Raw genomic sequence first — 16,450 nt, forward strand, 5'->3', positions numbered from 1 at the left:
CGCAGGTGGTGCGGGACGGCCTCGGGACGGCGCGAGGCGTCGCACCTCAGCGCCGCAGCGCCCCGAACCGCGAACGGGCCCCGAGGACGAAGACCGCCGCGGCGATCACCACCACCACGACGACGGCGAGGGCGCTCGCGCCCAGGGCCAGCCGCAGGGCCAGGCCCGCGGCGAGCGCGAGCAGCAGCGCGTCCGCCTGCCACGCGAGCATCGGGAACACCGAGGAGTCCCCGGCGGGGGTCGGCATCGGCATGGTCAGGCGCAGCGGCATCGGCCCCTTCGCGGCGTCGCGGACCCGACCGACCACCAGCAGCGGCGCGAGGACCAGCGGCAGCACGAGCATCGCCGCCGTCGCGGCGGCTCCCACCGATGCCGTGACCGCGACCGCTCCGAGCCCCGTGCCCACGGTGACCAGGAGCAGCGGCACCACCGCGTGCAGCAGCACCTGGCGCTCCGCGCTCTGGCCGAACAGCCCAGGAGACCCGAGGGTCGCGACGGCGTGCCGGATCCCCTCGGTGACGGCGCCGCTCGCGGCCCACAGCACCAGGGAGCCGACGCCCACGAGCACCCAGCTGATCGGGCCGGTCACGTCGAAGGCCGCGGCCTGGGTCGCACCGGCGAGCGCGCAGGCGAGGGCCCCCACGATGGTGCGCTCGGGGCTGCGACCGAGCGCCAGGAGGTCCCGGCGCACGTACAGGCGCACCGTCGACCACGACCCGGGACGCGCGGGGACGCGCACCACGGGCAGGGATCGACCCGCCGACGGCGGGGTGCGGAAGGACCCGGCGGCGCCCGCGAGGTCTCCCGTCGAGGCCATGACGGTCGCGCTCTCCCAGCGGCCCGCCTGCTCGCGGAGCACGTCCCCGCGCACCCGGTCCAGCAGACGCACGGCGGCCACGGAGGCGAGGAGCCCCGCTCCGAGAAGGCCGAACGCCCACGCCGGCGAGGCGTGCGGCGGGTAGGTCGCCCCGGGGCCGAGCACCGGCAGGCCCAGCGCGGGCAGCCCGGCGAGCGCCACCCCGGCCGCGACCAGGCCCAGTGCAGCGAGACGTCGCACCGCGGCGGTCGCGGCCTCCCCGATCAGCCAGGCCGCCGCGGCCAGCAGCCCCGCACCGAGCGCCGCGACGACGAGGAGCACGACCTCCCCGGTGCTCGCGGTGCCGGCGGCCTCGAGGGTCCCGCCGACCAGCACCGCCAGGGCGCCCGCGGCCATGGTCGTCGCGAGCGCCGAGCGCACGAAGGGCCGTGCGAGCGCGCGCCAGCGCGGCATCGCGGAGGAGGCGAGGGTCGCGGTGAAGAACAGCGTGAGGACGGCCGGACCGCGCACGGCCCCGGCGAGCACGAGGGCGGCGCACAGCGCCAGCCAGGCGCCGCTGAGGATCGGGGCCGCGTTCTCGGCGCGCAGGTGGACCAGCACGTCGGGGCGCGCGAGCGAGGCGGAGGTGAAGCCGATCACGGGGGCGCCGAGGATCAGCACCACCATGACGACGAGGTAGACGAGGTAGGCGAGGTCGCCCCGGGTCCGTGCGCCGGATCGGGCGCGCCAGACCTCCGAGGCCGCGCCGATCCCCGCGGCGCCGTCGCGGTCGAGGCCCGCGTCGGCGGTCATACCTCGCCCGTCAGGTGCAGCGTGCGGCCTGCGACCTCGTCGACCAGGCGCGGGCTGTGGCTGGCCAGGACGACCGCGGTGCCGCCGGCGGCCCGCTCGCGCAGCAGCTCGATGACGAGCCCCAGGCGGTCGGCGTCCAGGCGCTGCTCGGGCTCGTCCAGCAGCAGCACGTCGGACGGTCGGGCCAGCGTCAGGGCGATCCCGACCAGCTGCGACTGGCCGCTCGAGAGCTCGTGCGGGTAGCGCCGGGCGAGGGGGCCGATGTCGAGGGCCTCCAGCAGCCCCTCCGCCTTCTCGGTCGCGGCGGCCGAGGTCGCCCCCCAGGTGGCGGCGATGAACCGCAGGTGCTCGTCGATCGTGAGGTCCCGCGCGGTCTGCGGCGGGCCGATCAGCGCCGCCAGGCTCGCCCGGAACCGACGGTCCCGGTCGTCCGGGGCGCGCCCGCACACCTCCACCGTGCCGTCGCTGGGGGCGAGCATCCCCGCCAGGACACGCAGCAGCGTCGTCTTGCCGGAGCCGTTGGAGCCGGTCAGCGCGAGGATCTCGCCGACGGCGACGGTGCCGGTGGCGCCGTCGAGCATGAGGATGTCGTCCCGCAGGACGGCGACGTCGCGGAAGCGGATGGCGGGTGCGGACCCGGAGGCCGGGGGTCTCCCGCCTTCCGTGCGCGGTGCGGTGGAGCGGGCGCTGCGGCGGTTCGCGGCGGCTGGGGTCATCGGAGTCCTCTCGGGGTGCGTCCTCGCGGGCGCAGGAGGCGGTCCAGCGCCAGGAGGGCGCGGACGGCGGGCAGGAACAGGGAGGTCGGGCCGCCGCCGCCCTCGGCGACGAGACGGCGGGCTCGGGCGGGCAGCTCCCGCTGCCGGCCGCGGTCCAGGGCGCGGATCGCGGCCAGCAGGACGTTCGGGCGGGCGTCCAGCGCGGAGTGCCCGTGCCCCGGCAGGACGACGAGCGTGGCCTCGGGGAGGTCCGCGGCGACCCGGCGGGCGATCGGCAGCGGGGTGGTGAAATCCTGGTCGCCGCACAGCACGACGGCGGGGCAGGTCACGCCCGTCAGCTGGGAGTCGAGGTCGAAGCTCTCGCCGGTGAAGGGTGGGGCGTCGTCGGCGCCGAGGGTGAGCCCGGGGTCGAAGATCTTCCCGTCCACGGGGGACGCGAACCGCAGCTCGCCGTAGGCGATGGGCGCCACGAGATCGGTCTCCAGCAGGTGGGGCACGCGGGTGCCGGCGCTGCCGCCCGCCGTGGCCATGCCGAGCGCCCGGGAGGTCAGGGGGGCGCGGCCGACGACCAGCTGGTCGAGGAAGCGCTCGACCAGCTGCGCGCCGCCCAGGTTGTACAGCGGGAGCACCTCGGCGCCCAGCGGGAGGGGGTCGACCCCATCGCGCTGCACGAGCGTCCTGATCTTGGCGGCGACCCGTGCGGTGGCGGCGTCGATGCCCGGGGCGTCGCCGCACCACAGCAGCGCCCGGGCGTGCTCGCGCACCGTGGCGAAGTCCTGGGCGCCCAGCACCGGGGCGTCCAGCACGAGGCCGCGCAGCCGCTCCGGGTGGCTCACGGCGAAGGCCGCGGCGACGTAGGCGCCGTAGGAGGAGCCGGAGACGAGGGCCCGGTCGATGCCCTCGGCATCGAGCACGGCGCGCAGGTCCTCGACCACCTGGGCGACGGTGACGGCGGCGGCCGGGAGGTCCTCCCCCGCGAGGTCGTGCCGGGAGAGGCCGACGCCACGGTGCTCGACCATGATCACGTCCAGGCCCGCGCGGGTGGCCCGACGACGGACCCCGCGGTAGGGCAGGGGCACGGCGATGCCCGGGCCACCGGGGATCATCAGGACGACGGGCCCGATCCCGGGGCGCTCCCGCAGATAGGCGAGGTCGAAGGCCGGGGCGTCCGCGGTGGCGGGACGCCGCAGGTGGTGCAGGCCAGCATGGGCTCGGATGCGGCGCACGGGACCAGGGGTGCTGTGCACGGGCTGCTCCTCCCCCGTCGGACACGTGCGCGCCCGGGCGGGCGGCGCGCTCATGCTACGTCGCGGTCCACGCGCGTCCCCTGGCAGATCACCCTCGGGGATCCGGCGGGGAGGACCCCTCGGGGGATGGTGCCCCCGGGCGGGTGCCGGCCCCGGGTCCGCCGGATTCGGGCGTGAGTCCCGGCAGCACCCGCGCCAGCCAGCCGGCGCCCGCGAGGCACAGCGCGCCGGAGACGGCGCCGGCGACGGCGACGGGCGCCACGAGCGTGATGGCCGAGACGAGCAGCGGGGCGGTCAGGCGCCCCACGCCGATCACCGTGTTCCACCAGGCGAGGTAGCGGGTCCGGCCCCGCTCGGGCGAGACGTCGACGCCCAGCGTCATGACGATCCCCGAGCCCAGGCCGTTGCCCACGGCGATCAGCATGCAGGGCACGACGAGCGCCGCGAGCGCCGCGAGGTAGGAGCCGCCGCCGAGGGTGGGGGCGAGCACGGCCAGCAGCACGTAGCCCGCGCCCATCACGAGCGAGCAGGGCACGGCGACGGCGGCCCGGCCCCGGCGGTCCATCACGGTCCCGGCGGGCACGAACATGATGATCTCGACGACCGCGGCGATGCCGAAGACGATCGACACCGAGAGCGAGTCCAGACCCAGGGCCGCGCCGAGCAGCGGGACGATGACGGGGCGGTTGATGCGGCCCATGACGATCGGCGTGACCCCGAGGCCCACCGAGAGCATCTTCGCGAGCACGGCGCGGCCGGTGGGCCCGGGCGGATCGGGAGGCAGCTCGGGGGCCGCGGCGGCGGCGGTGCGGGCGACCTCCGCCTCGAACTCGCCGGGCGTGTCGCCGCCGGTCACCGCACCGACGTCGATCTCGGCCTCGGCCGAGGTGGCGGGATGCTCCCGGTGCCCGGGGAGCGGACGTCCCGATCCCTCCCCGGGCACCATGAACAGCGCCACCATGAGGGTCGCCGACGCCGCGAGCACGGCGAACAGGCCGAACACCCAGGCCTCGTGGCCCAGCGCCAGCACGATCGCCCCGAGCAGCGGGCCCACGACCTGCCCGGCGCGGATCATGCCGCCGAAGGTCGTCATCCCTCGGGCCCGCAGGTGGGTGGGCAGCTCGGTCCCCAGGTACGACTGCCGTCCCAGCGACCAGACCTGGCTGGTGGCGGCCATGATCACGAGCAGCACCACGAGGGCGACCCGGTGGACGTGCTCGGGGCTCCCGTCGAGCCCTCCGGGCAGGATCACGAGCGCCGCGACGTTGGCCAGCGTCAGCAGCACGCCGCTGGTCACGATGGCGCGCCGGGCGCCGACGGCGATCATGAGGCGTCCCACGGGCACGGGGCCGAGGACCGCGCCGATCCCGGCGATGATCGTGAGGGCCGCCGCCGCGGACTCGGAGAACCCCAGGCGCAGGGCGAGCAGGGGGATGACGGGCAGCAGCGCCATCTCGCCGGCGGACTCGAGGACCGTGGGGACGTACACCGAGGGCGCCAGGCGACGGACCATCTGTCCTGCTGTGAGCGACCCGGCAGGGGCGCTGCGGGAGGGGGTGTGTGTCACCGGGCAACCCTGGCACCGGATCGTGAGCCGGGGCAAGGATCCCCGGCGGGGCTCACACGGTGGTGCGCGGGTCGGCGTCGTCGCCGACGGGAACGCCGTAGGCACGGGTCGTCGCGATCTCGGCGCGACGCGCCTCCTCGTCGTCCGTGCCCGCCGCGACCGAGGCCGCGGCCCAGCGGATCGACCAGGCGCGGACCCATGCCGCACCCTCGGGCGAGGCCAGCCAGATGGGTCCCGGGGTGGGGATCTCCAGGCGCAGCCCGTCCCAGCCATGGGTGTAGGCCGCCAGGCCCAGCACCGCGATGTCCCAGCCGATCGCCATCGCGCCAGGTCCGTACTGGGCGAAGATCTCCTCCGGGACGTCCCCGCGGTGGACCAGGCGGAACTCGCTCATGCCGTCGTCCTGGGGATCCAGGGCGAGCTGGAGATCATCGACGTTCTCCGCGTACTCCCAGGTCAGGTGCAGCCGGTGCGGTGCCTCGACCTCGAGGATCCGCCCGTGCGCTCCTGCGATCGTGGAGAAGTCCCCACCCTCGACGAGGTGCCCCGTGACCGGGCCGTACCAGCGCGCGAGCCGCGGTCCGCGGGTCAGGAGCGGCCAGATCCGGGCGGGCTGGTCGCCGAGCGTCGTGGTCAGGGTGGTCTCGACCCGTACGGCGCCGTCGACCCGCTCGAGCTCGACGCCGCGCCGGACGGCGTCGACCCCATCGGGGGTGGCGAGCGGTGCGACCGGGCGCACCGGCGGCGTGGTCACGGTCATGGGACTCCTCAGGGGTTCCCGCGAGGTCGCCTCGCGCGCAGGGATGGGGCTCGCCGGCTCCTGGGCGGAGCCTGGTCTGCGGTTCCCGCACGGGATCCGCGGTGGGAGGTCTCGGCACGTCCGTGCGTGCTGTCGGGCCACGCCGGTGCCATCGGCACGAGCCTACCCGTGGGCGCGCCCGGCGACCACAGCTCCGAGCACGTGGTCGGGCACCGTCTCCCCTACCATGGCGGGCGTGACGGACAACCAGCACCGCCCTCAGGACTCCCGCACGCCGCACGACCCGCGGCGGCCCCAGGATCTCGACGCCCACCTGTTCGACCTCGACGGTGTGATCACCCCCACCGCCCTGGTCCACATGCGTGCCTGGGACGAGATGTTCTCCGCGTTCTTCCGTGCCCACGGCGTCGAGGAGCCCTACACCGATGCCGACTACTACGCGCACGTCGACGGGCGTCCCCGCTACGACGGGGTGCGCGAGCTCCTCCGGGCCCGCGGCATCGAGCTGGCGGAGGGCGCACCCGAGGACTCCCCCGAGACGGAGACCGTCTGCGGGCTCGGCAACCGCAAGAACGACCTCGTGCTGGCGATGATCCGCGAGGACGGCGTCGCTCCCTACCCCGGCACCGTCGCCTACCTCGACGCGCTGGGCCCCGACGCGGCCCTGGCGGTCGTCTCGAGCTCCCGCAACGCCGAGGAGGTGCTGCGGGGCGCCGGCCTCCAGGACCGCTTCGCGACGATCGTGGACGGCAACGTCGCCGCGGACCAGGGCATCCCCGGCAAGCCCGCCCCCGACACCTTCCTCGTCGCCGCCGAGCGCCTCGGCGTCCCCGCCGCCCGCGCCGTCGTCTACGAGGACGCCGTGTCCGGGGTGCGCGCGGGACACGCGGGAGCCTTCGGGGCCGTCGTGGGCGTGGACCGCGGGGTCGGCCACGCGGCGCTCGCCGACGCCGGTGCGAGCATCGTCGTCGATGACCTCGTCGACCTGCTCGATCCTGCGCACGAGGCCGGGGCCGAGGCATGAGGGTCCACGCGGGCACCGATCCCGTCGACCGCCTCCACCTGCCCGTGGACCCGTGGCGCCTCGTCGAGGCGCGTCCCGGCGCCGACCGCGGGATGCTCGAGTCGATCTTCGCCGTCTCCAACGGCTACCTCGGCATGCGGGGCACGCCCCCGGAGGGGCGTCCGGCCGAGGAGCACGGCACCTTCATCAACGGCTTCCACGAGACCTGGCAGATCAACCACGCCGAGTCCGCCTTCGGCTTCGCCCAGACGGGGCAGACGATCGTCAACGTCCCCGATGCGACCGTCATGAAGCTCTACGTCGACGACGAGCCGCTGCTGCTGGACACCGCCGACATCGAGTCCTACGAGCGCCACATCGACTTCCGCGAGGGCGTCCTGCGCCGCGACCTGATCTGGCGCACGCCCTCGGGCAGCCGGGTGCGGGTGCGGTCCAGCCGCATGGTCTCCCTCACCGAGCGCCACCTCGCGCTGATGACCATGGAGGTGGAGATGCTCGAGGGCAGCGCCCCCGTCGTCGTCTCCTCCCAGGTCATCAACCGCCAGGACATGACGGACGAGTTCGGGACCCGCGACGCGGATTCCGCGTCCACCGACTACACCTCCACCGCCCCGGAGCCCTCCCCCGGGGAGAAGGCCGATCCGCGCCGCACCACGACGTTCACCCATCGGGTGCTCGAGCCCCAGGGCCACTGGAACAGCGAGCGCCGGATGCTCCTGGGCTACCGGACCGCCCGCTCGCGGATGACCCTCGCGGTCGGCGCCGAGCACGAGATCGAGTCGGACCTCGACGTCGAGCGGCTGATGCACACCACCGCAGACCAGGGACGCCTGGTGATGCGGGCCCACATGCACGCCGGCTCGTCCGTGACGATCCGCAAGGCCGTCGCGTACCACTCCTCACGCTCGCTGCCCAACCGGGAGCTGTTCGACCGTTGCCGGCGCACCCTGGACCGGGTGCGCCAGACGACCTTCGCCGAGCTCGAGCAGCGGCAGCACGACGCGCTCGCCGCGTTCTGGGAGCGCACGGACGTCGTGATCCCCGGCCAGGAGTCGATCCAGCAGGCCGTGCGCTGGTGCCTGTTCCAGCTCGCGCAGGCGGCCGCCCGGGCCGATCAGGCAGGGATCCCCGCCAAGGGCCTCACGGGCTCCGGCTACGAGGGGCACTACTTCTGGGACACCGACATCTACGTCGTCCCGTTCCTCACCTTCACCAGCCCCCAGTGGGCCCGCAACGCGCTGAGATTCCGGGTGAACCTGCTGCCGCGGGCCCGCGAGAGGGCCCGCGAGCTGACCCAGCGCGGCGCGCTGTTCCCCTGGCGCACGATCAACGGCGAGGAGGCCTCGGCCTACTACGCGGCCGGCACCGCGCAGTACCACATCGATGCGGACGTCTCCTATGCGGTGTCCACCTACGTCGACGTCACCGGCGACCAGGGCTTCGAGGACCGCGACGGCGTGCGGATCCTCGTCGAGACGGCACGGCTGTGGGCGGACCTGGGGTTCTGGCGCCACAACGCCCACCGCTCGTTCCACATCCACGGGGTGACCGGGCCCGACGAGTACACGACCGTCGTCAACAACAACCTGTTCACCAACGTCATGGCCCGCTACAACCTCCAGCGGGCCGCCCGCGCCGTGCAGGACCTGCGCCGCCGCGATCCCGCGGGGTACCAGGAGCTCGCCGAGGACCTGGGGCTGCACGAGCGGGAACCCGCCGAATGGGAGGCGTGCGCCGAGGGGATGTACATCCCCTTCGACGAGGCCCAGGGCATCAACCCCCAGGACGACCGCTTCTTGGACCGAGAGGTCTGGGACCTCGCCAACACCCCCGACGACGCCTTCCCCCTGCTGCTGAACTTCCATCCGCTGGTGATCTACCGCTTCCAGGTCCTCAAGCAGGCCGACGTCGTGCTGGCGCTGTTCCTGCGGGGATCGGAGTTCTCCCAGGAGCAGAAGCTCAAGGACTTCGAGTACTACGACTCGATCACCACCGGGGACTCGACGCTCTCGGCGGTCGTGCAGTCGATCATCGCGGCCGAGGTGGGCCATCAGTCCAAGGCCATGGAGTACTTCCTGGACGGGCTGTTCGTGGATCTCGCGGACCTGCACCACAACACCTCCGACGGCGTGCACATCGCCTCGGCGGGCGGCGTGTGGAACTGCCTCGTCGAGGGCTTCGGCGGCATGCGCCACGAGGACGGCGACATCACCTTCGATCCGCGCCTGCCCGCGGACTGGACCGAGCTGGTCTTCCCGCTGACCGTCCGCGGCTCCCGCGTGCGGGTCACGCTGGGGCGCACGGCGATCCGGCTGGTCCTCGAGAAGGGCGCCGAGCTCGAGGTCGGCGTCCGCGGTGAGCGCGTGCGCGTGACCGCCGAGGGCGTCGAGGTGGCGCTCGCCGACCAGGGCCCGGTCCTGGACGCCGATCGCCTGGAGGACCCCCAGGGCGTAGGCGCCCACCGCGCCGACGGCTCCATCATCACCTCGGACGTCCCCGACCCGGACTCCCCGTGGGAGTTCCCCGTCACGCCCGGCTCCCCCGCCTGACCGTCCCGCCCCGATCCGCGATCCCGCCCACCCGTCGATGCCCGGTCCCCGATCCCTCCTGAGCCGCCGTGACCGGCGCCCTCGCCGACCCCGGCCGGAGGTCACCCTCCGTCGGCCCCGGATGAGCGCCCTGCTGGTGCTGCGGCGGGTCGCGGCCCGCATGCTCGACATCCAGGTCTGGGACGTCGCGGGGACCATGACCTTCTACACGCTGCTGTCGGTGCTCCCGGCGGCCGTGGCGATGGTCTCGCTGGTGAGCCTGCTGGGCCTGCAGGAGCAGACGGTCGACACGATCGGCGAGCTGGTCTCGGAGATCTTCCCGGCGGTGGACCCGCGACCGTACGCCCGCACCATCGTGTCCCTGGCCTCGACGGGCGGCGGGCTGCCGGGCTTCGCCCTGGGCACGATCGGTGCGCTCGTCTCCGCGTCCAACGGCGTCGCCGCCTTCCACCGGGCCCTGCACCGGGTGTACGACACCCGCGAGGGCCGGTCCTTCGTGCGCTTCCGCCTGGTGGTGCTCGGCGAGACGGTCGTGCTCGTGCTGGTGGTGGTCCTCTCGACGCTCGTGGTGACCGTCGGCGGCGACTGGTCCGAGCGCCTCGGCGAGCTGGTGGGGATCCCCCGCACCGCGGTCCAGACCTTCAACGTCGTCAAATGGCCGGTGCTGCTGACCCTGCTGATGCTGTGCGTGTCCCTGGCCTTCCACCTCTTCCCCAACGTGCGTCTGCCGCGGTACCGGGTGCTGACCCTGGGGTCTGTGCTCAGCGTGCTCGTGCTGTTCTGCGCGGCCCTCGTGATCGGACGCGTGGCGGCGCTCGCCGGCCGCGTCGCCGAGATCCTGCCCGCCCTCAACGGCGTGATCGGGATCCTGGTCATGCTGTGGCTGGCCAACATCGTGGTGCTCGCCGGCGCCGCCCTGGACGCCGAGGTCCTCCGGGCCCGGCAGCTCGCGCTGGGGCTGCCCGCCTGGGACCACCTCGTCCTGGAGCCCCAGACCACGCACGCCCTCGACGCCCTGGCGGCGGCGACCGCCCAGGACGAGCAGCTCGGCCGGGAGGTCGCCGAGGCGGCCCGGGCCGGTGCGCCGCTCACGGGACCGCGATCCCCCTGGGTGGTCGAGGAGGGCTCCCTGCTGGCCGTCAGCCCGGGCCGTCGCAGCCGCCGCGCGATCCTCGCCGCCGCCCCCGACCCCGAGCACGAGCCCGAGCCCACCGCACCTCCCACCACGGATCCGGAGCACACGTCCCCATGACCGTCCGCCCCATCACGATGATCGGCCACCGCGCCCTCGAGCAGAGGGCCCGGCGGGTCCGCGAGGTGACCCCCGAGCTGCACGCCCTCGTCGAGGACCTCCTGGACACCAACGACGCCGCCGAGGGCGCAGGCCTGGCGGCGCCCCAGGTCGGCGCGCGGTGGCGGGTCTTCGTGTACGCGTGCCCGGATGCCGAGGGTCGGATGCGCCGCGGCCACGTCCTGAACCCCGTGCTCGAGCGCGCCGGGGCCCTCGAGCTCGACGAGGGGACGATCGAGGGCTGCCTCTCGCTGCCCGGCGAGGGCTTCCCCACCGCGCGGCACCGCGGGGCACGGGTGCGCGGCACGGATCTGGAGGGCCGCCCGGTCGAGATCGCCGACGAGGGCGGCGTGCTCGCCCGCTGCCTCCAGCACGAGGTCGACCACCTCGACGGACGGCTCTATCTCGATCGCCTCACCCCCGCACGGCGCCGGGCCGCACTGGACGCGGTGCGGGACCGCGGGTGGCGCCGTGCCGGACGCCTCACGTGGGACCCCCGGGAGCTCACGCAGGACACCGTCTGATCAGGGTGGAGCGGTAGCCTGGCGCGGTGAAACCCGCTCCGCTGTCCCGCCGCCACGCCCTCACCCTGCTCGGCCTCGGAGCCGGGGCCGGAGGCGCCCTGAGCGCCTGCGGGCCGGCCGGTGAGGGGTTCGGCTCCGCGGACCGCGTCGAGGCCACCGAGGGCGTCGTCGCGCTCGACCAGCTCCCCAAGAACGCGACCACCCTCGTGAACTTCGGCGGCCAGCGTCCCTTCGTCGCGATCGTGCGCGGCGCGGGCGATGATCTCACCGCGTTCTCCGCGTACTGCACGCACCAGGGGTGCGCCGTGTCCCACGAGGGCGACGAGCTCGACTGCCCGTGCCACGGCTCGCGGTTCGACGCGACGACGGGCGCCGTGCTCCAGGGTCCGGCCACGACGAACCTGCCGGGCGTCGAGGTGGAGATCGACGGGGAGGACGTGCGCCGTGTCGGTTGAGCCAGGGTCCGCGACGGCGGCACGGGCCGATGCGCCGACCGCGCCGATCCCCGAGGGTCCGACGACCTCCCCCGCCCGGAGCCGCCGTGAGGTCGTCTCCTTCGTGCGGCGTGGATCGCGTCTGAGCCCCGGCCGTCAGGACGCCTGGGACCGCGGACACGATCGCTGGGTGCTGGACGTGCCCGAGGGCGCCCACGACACCGTCCCTGCACCCGGCTCCCGGCTCGACCTCGCCGAGGTCTTCGGGCGCCGGGCGCCGCTGGTCGTCGAGATCGGCAGCGGACAGGGCGAGAACATCGCCGCGGCCGCGGCCGCGGACCCTGCGCGCGACCACCTCGCCTTCGAGGTCTACGTCCCGGGCCTGGCCCAGACGCTGGCCCGCATCGAGGCGGCCGGTGCCCCCGACAACGTGCGCCTCGTCGTCCTGGATGCCCTCCGTGCACTGCCCGTGCTGCTCCCGGAGGCCTCGGTGCACGAGCTGTGGGTGTTCTTCCCCGACCCCTGGCACAAGAACAAGCACCACAAGCGACGCCTGGTCTCCCCGCCGCTGCTGGATGCGGTCGCCCCGCTGCTGGCCCCGGGGGCCGTGCTGCGGCTGGCCACCGACTGGGCGCAGTACGCCGGGCGCATGCGCACGGTCCTCGACGCCGACCCGCGCCTGGAGAACCTCCATCCCGACGGCCCGCGCCCTGCGGGCACCGCCTCGGACCCCGTGCCCCAGGGGCAGCCGCGCACCGGCTGGGCACCCCGCTTCGAGGGCCGCGTGCTCACGAACTTCGAGCGCAAGGCGCATGAGGCCGGACGCCTCGTGTGGGACCTCGCGTACCGGGCCCGCGGGACGCAGGGGGACGGAGCGTCCGCGGGCCGCTCGTCGGACGACGGGACGCCCGGGGACCCGACACCTGCGACCCGGATGCCCGGGCACCGGACATCCGGGGATCCGAACCCCCAGGACCGGGATCCCGATGACGGAGAGCGGCCATGACCGGCCGACGCCGCCGCGGCGCGGACGACGACCTCCCGAACGCAGGCGACGGGACCGGGTCCGAGCCGTCGACGCACGACGCGGCGCGGCTCGAGGTTCCCTCCGATGCAGCGGCCTCGGGCCATGGCCGCCGCGCGGCACGCCCTGCTGAGGATTCCACGTCGACGATCGATGAGGAGCCGGCACAGCACCTCGACGAGGGTCGCGGCCACGACTACGACCAGGACCAGGACCAGGACGACGATCCGCTCGACGATCCGCTCGACGGCTTCGAGGAGGACTCCTCCCCCGCGGCCATCACCGCCCGTCGGCGGCGTCGGCGGCGCCGTGCGCTCATCGCCCTCTCGGTGGTCGGCGCGCTCGTCCTGGCGGGGTGCGTCGCCGTCGGGGGGTACATCTATTCGCTCCAGAACGCCTTCACCTCGCAGGCCACCCGCGTCGCCGTGCCCACGAGCACCCTGCCGCGCGGCGGCGGCGCGAACTACCTGCTGCTGGGATCGGACAGGCGCGATCCGGAGGCGGCCCAGGCCGAGGGCGTCGTCGGCCAGCGCTCGGACGTGATGATGCTGGTGCACGTGAGCGAGGACCGACGCTCCGTGCACGTCATCTCGTTCCCGCGCGACCTGGACGTCGAGATCCCCGGCCACGGCCGAGACCGCATCAACGCGGCGCTCGCATACGGCGGCGTCCCGCTGGCCACCGAGACCGTCTCGGCCTACACGGGCGTCCCGATCGACCACGTCGCGCTCATCGACTTCGACGGCATCCAGGGGCTCGTCGACTCCCTCGGCGGGGTCGACGTCGTCGTCGACCAGAGCTTCGAGGGCGACGGGATCCAGTTCACCGCGGGCGTCCAGCACATGGACGGCGCCACGGCCCTGACCTTCGTCCGTCAGCGCAAGCAGCTCGCCGAGGGAGACTTCGCCCGCAACCGCCACCAGCAGGCCCTGCTCTCGGCGATCCTCGGCAAGATCATCTCCGGGGACACGTTCTCCTCCCCGGGGAAGGTCCGTGACATCGTCGACGTCGTCTCTCCGTTCCTCACGGTCGACAGCTCGCTGACCCCCTCGGCGATCGCGCGCCTGGCCTGGGACCTGCGGGAGGTGCGGTCGGGCGACATCCACTACCTGGCCGTGCCGCACGGCGACCCCACCACCACCAGCGGCGGTGCGAGCGTGGTCTCGACCGATGAACCGGCCATGGACGTCCTGCGCACCGCGCTGAAGGACGACGACATGCAGACGTACTACGCTCAGCACGCGGGCGGCTGAGGCCCGCCGTCCGGAACTGCCCTGCACGTCGTGATCGCGATGCGCGGGCACCCGCACGGCATCGGCCCCTCGGCCCGATCCCGCCACGACCCCACCCATCGCTCGCGCAGGAGGACCACATGGCCGCAACGCCGCACCCCGCCCAGCCCCTCATCCGTCTCGCCGTGATCGGTGCCGGCGTCGGCGCCGCCTTCCTCGGCAATCAACTGCTCGAGCGCGGCTGGGAAGCGATCTTCAAGGAGGACGCCCCCACCGACAAGGTGGCCAAGCGCGGGGCCAAGGACACCAAGGCGGAGCGCAAGCAGGCCAAGAAGGACGGCGCGACGCCCACCGAGCTCGCCGAGATCCACGACCCCATGGATGATCTCCCGGTCTGGAAGATCCTGCTGTGGACCGTCCTGTCCGGGGTCGCGATCCAGGGCATCAAGCTGCTGGCGGAGCGGGGCGTGCAGAAGGGCGCCGAGCGTCTCATCGATCGTCGGCCGGGCTCCAACCGGGGCTGAGCGCCCGCTCCCAGATGCCACGGTGGCGCCGCACGTGGTCGACCACGGCCGACCAGTGCGCACCGTGTCCCTGGACCTCCATCGTCGCCCAGGGCTCTCGCCCGGAGTCATGGGCCGAGCGCAGCAGCTCGCGCATGGCCGCGGTCCGTTCGATCATCGCCTCCGGCAGGTCCCGACGCAGCTGCGCCGAGGCGCCGTACCCGTCCGCGAAGGCGGCGAGGTCCAGCGCGCTGTCCTCGACGGGACGATCGGGGTGGTTCAGCGTGAAGGCCTGCGCGCTGTAGGCGAGGTCCCACAGCCGGGTGCTGGGTCCCGCGCCGTCCCAGTCGATGAAGACCCAGCGCTCCCCGAGCACGAGGTTCCAGGGCGCGAGGTCCTGATGGCAGATCAGCGCGGAGCCGGGCGCAGGGATGACCGTCTCCCACACCGGATCGCCCGGCAGCACGAGGTCCCGGGACGCGTCGTGGATGCTCCGCACGAGCGCGCCGACGCGCGCGAGCTCGGGGCGCGTGAGGCGCGGGGCGGTCAGCGCCAGGGGCCCCGGGACGAACTCGAGGACCTGCCGTCCGCGCTCGTCGCGGCCCAGCGGACGCGGCAGGTCGACCCCGCGGGCGCGGACCGCGTCCATGAAGGCGTGGACCGCCGGTGTGGACGCCGTCCATCGCTTGCGCACCGTCGCGCCGATCCGGACGACGATGCCCCCGGCGTTCCCGCTGGCGAGCTGTTCCTCGGTCGTGGAGTCCGGTGCGGTGACCGCGCCTGCCCGCTCGTCCTCCGCGGAACGGGACGATCCTGTTCCGTTGTGCGCGCGGGCGTGCTCCACGGCGCGCCTCAGCGGGCGGCGTAGGCGCGGAAGGCCTCGAGCAGCAGCGACTCGTCGGTGCTCGTGAGGTCGTCCAGACCGTCGGCGCCCTTGGGCAGGACCACCAGGGGGCTCTCCTCCCCCACCAGCGTCACCGACAGCGTCCGCGCCGCGGACCGGCCGTAGGCGTTGGGCTCGGCAGGGCCCACCGCGATGCTCCGGATGCTCGCGGAGTTCAGCAGCAGACGATCCCCGCTCGTGGCGATCGTGAGGTCCAAGAGGTGCATGGCGGGTCCTTCCGGTCGATCAGGATCGCGACCGCGATCCCGATCGAGGGTATCCCCGCCCGCCGGGCGTCCGCTCAGAACACCTGGTCGTCGGTGGCCGCGGAGCGCGGGTCCACGGTCGAGCCGGTCACGAGGAAGCCGATCCGGCGCACGAGCGAGACGGCGTGGTCGCCGATCCGCTCGTAGAAGCGGCCCAGCAGGGTCACGTCGATGATCTGGGCCGTCGTGTAGCCGTGGTCGTCCTTGGCCACCCGCGCGTAGATCTTGTGCATGAGGGCGTCGATCTCGGAGTCGCGCTCCTCGACGACCGCCGCGAGCGCGAGGTCGCGCTCCTGGATGACCTTTTGGGTGTCGTGGATCGCGGCGACGGCCAGCTGGGCCATCTTCTCGAAGTCCGCGCGGTCGGCATCGGGCAGCGCCGCATCGGGGTGACGGCGACGCGCCACGAGCGCGATGTGCTCGGAGAGGTCGCCCATCCGCTCGAGGGTCGAGCTCATGCGCAGGGCGGCGACGAGCTGACGGAGGTCCGTGGCGACCGGGGACTGGCGGGCGAGCAGGTCGACGACCAGCTCGTCGACGTCGACCTGCAGGTCGTCGATGTGCACGTCGCCGGCGATGACCCGCTCGGCCAGGCCCAGGTCGCCGTCGAGCAGGGCGGTGGAGGCGTCGCGGAGGGCGACCTCGACGAGTCGGATCATCTCGAGGAGGTCCTCGTCGATGACCTGGAGGTCGCTGTGGAATGCCTCGCGCATGGGTGGTCTCGCTTCCGTCGTCACAAGGGGAGGGGGATGGTCCGCCGCAGAGTCTCCCAAGGGTTCGTGAACGAGCGGGAGAGTGCGGGTGAACTCTTGGATCGACCG

The 16,450-nt window shown here is 74.0% G+C and carries 16 protein-coding genes; 8 read left to right on the forward strand and 8 right to left on the reverse strand.

Going from position 1 to position 16,450, the window contains the following annotated elements:
- Window positions 1-46: 46 nt before the first annotated feature.
- The 5 genes from ACT3TZ_RS07900 to ACT3TZ_RS07920 all read right to left on the reverse strand — a co-directional run bounded on the left by ACT3TZ_RS07900 (window position 47) and on the right by ACT3TZ_RS07920 (window position 5,899).
- Window positions 47-1,609 (reverse strand): hypothetical protein, encoded by a 1,563-nt coding sequence (locus tag ACT3TZ_RS07900; protein WP_444582853.1) that lies wholly within the window; start codon window positions 1,607-1,609, stop codon window positions 47-49.
- Complete coding sequence (locus ACT3TZ_RS07905) at window positions 1,606-2,325, reverse strand: ABC transporter ATP-binding protein (RefSeq protein WP_444582854.1); 720 nt, start codon at window positions 2,323-2,325, stop codon at window positions 1,606-1,608. Before ACT3TZ_RS07905 ends, ACT3TZ_RS07900 begins: the two co-directional genes overlap by 4 nt.
- A complete protein-coding gene (locus tag ACT3TZ_RS07910) occupies window positions 2,322-3,572 on the reverse strand; it encodes an alpha/beta fold hydrolase (protein WP_444582855.1) in 1,251 nt (416 codons plus the stop codon). The genes ACT3TZ_RS07905 and ACT3TZ_RS07910 overlap by 4 nt, the downstream gene beginning before the upstream one ends.
- Before the next feature lie 88 nt (window positions 3,573-3,660).
- Window positions 3,661-5,139 carry an MFS transporter gene (locus ACT3TZ_RS07915; RefSeq protein WP_444582856.1) on the reverse strand — a complete coding sequence of 493 codons (1,479 nt, stop codon included), beginning with the start codon at window positions 5,137-5,139 and terminating at the stop codon, window positions 3,661-3,663.
- A 52-nt stretch (window positions 5,140-5,191) separates the two neighbouring features.
- Window positions 5,192-5,899: an SRPBCC domain-containing protein gene (locus tag ACT3TZ_RS07920; RefSeq protein ID WP_444582857.1), complete on the reverse strand. Its 708-nt coding sequence runs from the start codon at window positions 5,897-5,899 to the stop codon at window positions 5,192-5,194.
- A gap of 235 nt (window positions 5,900-6,134) precedes the next feature.
- Between ACT3TZ_RS07920 and ACT3TZ_RS07925 the strand changes: the two genes are divergently transcribed.
- The 8 genes from ACT3TZ_RS07925 to ACT3TZ_RS07960 all read left to right on the forward strand — a co-directional run bounded on the left by ACT3TZ_RS07925 (window position 6,135) and on the right by ACT3TZ_RS07960 (window position 14,501).
- On the forward strand, window positions 6,135-6,923 hold the full coding sequence (locus ACT3TZ_RS07925) for an HAD family hydrolase (protein WP_444582858.1): 789 nt from the start codon (window positions 6,135-6,137) through the stop codon (window positions 6,921-6,923).
- A complete protein-coding gene (locus ACT3TZ_RS07930; RefSeq protein WP_444582859.1) occupies window positions 6,920-9,472 on the forward strand; it encodes a glycoside hydrolase family 65 protein in 2,553 nt (850 codons plus the stop codon). The genes ACT3TZ_RS07925 and ACT3TZ_RS07930 overlap by 4 nt, the downstream gene beginning before the upstream one ends.
- Before the next feature lie 121 nt (window positions 9,473-9,593).
- Window positions 9,594-10,724 carry a YihY/virulence factor BrkB family protein gene (locus ACT3TZ_RS07935; RefSeq protein WP_444582860.1) on the forward strand — a complete coding sequence of 377 codons (1,131 nt, stop codon included), beginning with the start codon at window positions 9,594-9,596 and terminating at the stop codon, window positions 10,722-10,724.
- Window positions 10,721-11,287 (forward strand): peptide deformylase, encoded by a 567-nt coding sequence (gene def / locus ACT3TZ_RS07940; protein WP_444582861.1) that lies wholly within the window; start codon window positions 10,721-10,723, stop codon window positions 11,285-11,287. The genes ACT3TZ_RS07935 and def overlap by 4 nt, the downstream gene beginning before the upstream one ends.
- A 26-nt stretch (window positions 11,288-11,313) precedes the next feature.
- Window positions 11,314-11,742, forward strand: a complete 429-nt coding sequence (locus ACT3TZ_RS07945) for a QcrA and Rieske domain-containing protein (RefSeq protein ID WP_444582862.1) — start codon at window positions 11,314-11,316, stop codon at window positions 11,740-11,742.
- Complete coding sequence (gene trmB / locus ACT3TZ_RS07950; RefSeq protein WP_444582863.1) at window positions 11,732-12,727, forward strand: tRNA (guanosine(46)-N7)-methyltransferase TrmB; 996 nt, start codon at window positions 11,732-11,734, stop codon at window positions 12,725-12,727. The genes ACT3TZ_RS07945 and trmB overlap by 11 nt, the downstream gene beginning before the upstream one ends.
- Complete coding sequence (locus ACT3TZ_RS07955) at window positions 12,724-13,998, forward strand: LCP family protein (RefSeq protein WP_444582864.1); 1,275 nt, start codon at window positions 12,724-12,726, stop codon at window positions 13,996-13,998. Before trmB ends, ACT3TZ_RS07955 begins: the two co-directional genes overlap by 4 nt.
- A gap of 119 nt (window positions 13,999-14,117) precedes the next feature.
- Complete coding sequence (locus ACT3TZ_RS07960) at window positions 14,118-14,501, forward strand: DUF4235 domain-containing protein (RefSeq protein WP_444582865.1); 384 nt, start codon at window positions 14,118-14,120, stop codon at window positions 14,499-14,501.
- Here the strand turns inward: ACT3TZ_RS07960 and ACT3TZ_RS07965 are convergent.
- The 3 genes from ACT3TZ_RS07965 to phoU all read right to left on the reverse strand — a co-directional run bounded on the left by ACT3TZ_RS07965 (window position 14,467) and on the right by phoU (window position 16,342).
- Window positions 14,467-15,324, reverse strand: a complete 858-nt coding sequence (locus ACT3TZ_RS07965) for a phosphotransferase (RefSeq protein WP_444582866.1) — start codon at window positions 15,322-15,324, stop codon at window positions 14,467-14,469. The two genes, ACT3TZ_RS07960 and ACT3TZ_RS07965, sit on opposite strands and share 35 nt — an antisense overlap.
- A gap of 8 nt (window positions 15,325-15,332) precedes the next feature.
- Window positions 15,333-15,590: a hypothetical protein gene (locus tag ACT3TZ_RS07970; protein WP_444582867.1), complete on the reverse strand. Its 258-nt coding sequence runs from the start codon at window positions 15,588-15,590 to the stop codon at window positions 15,333-15,335.
- 74 nt (window positions 15,591-15,664) lie between these two features.
- Window positions 15,665-16,342, reverse strand: a complete 678-nt coding sequence (phoU, locus tag ACT3TZ_RS07975) for a phosphate signaling complex protein PhoU (protein WP_444582868.1) — start codon at window positions 16,340-16,342, stop codon at window positions 15,665-15,667.
- Window positions 16,343-16,450: the final 108 nt, after the last annotated feature.

It is taken from the genome of Brachybacterium sp. AOP25-B2-12 (assembly GCF_052378625.1).
In the GTDB taxonomy this organism is placed as follows: domain Bacteria; phylum Actinomycetota; class Actinomycetes; order Actinomycetales; family Dermabacteraceae; genus Brachybacterium.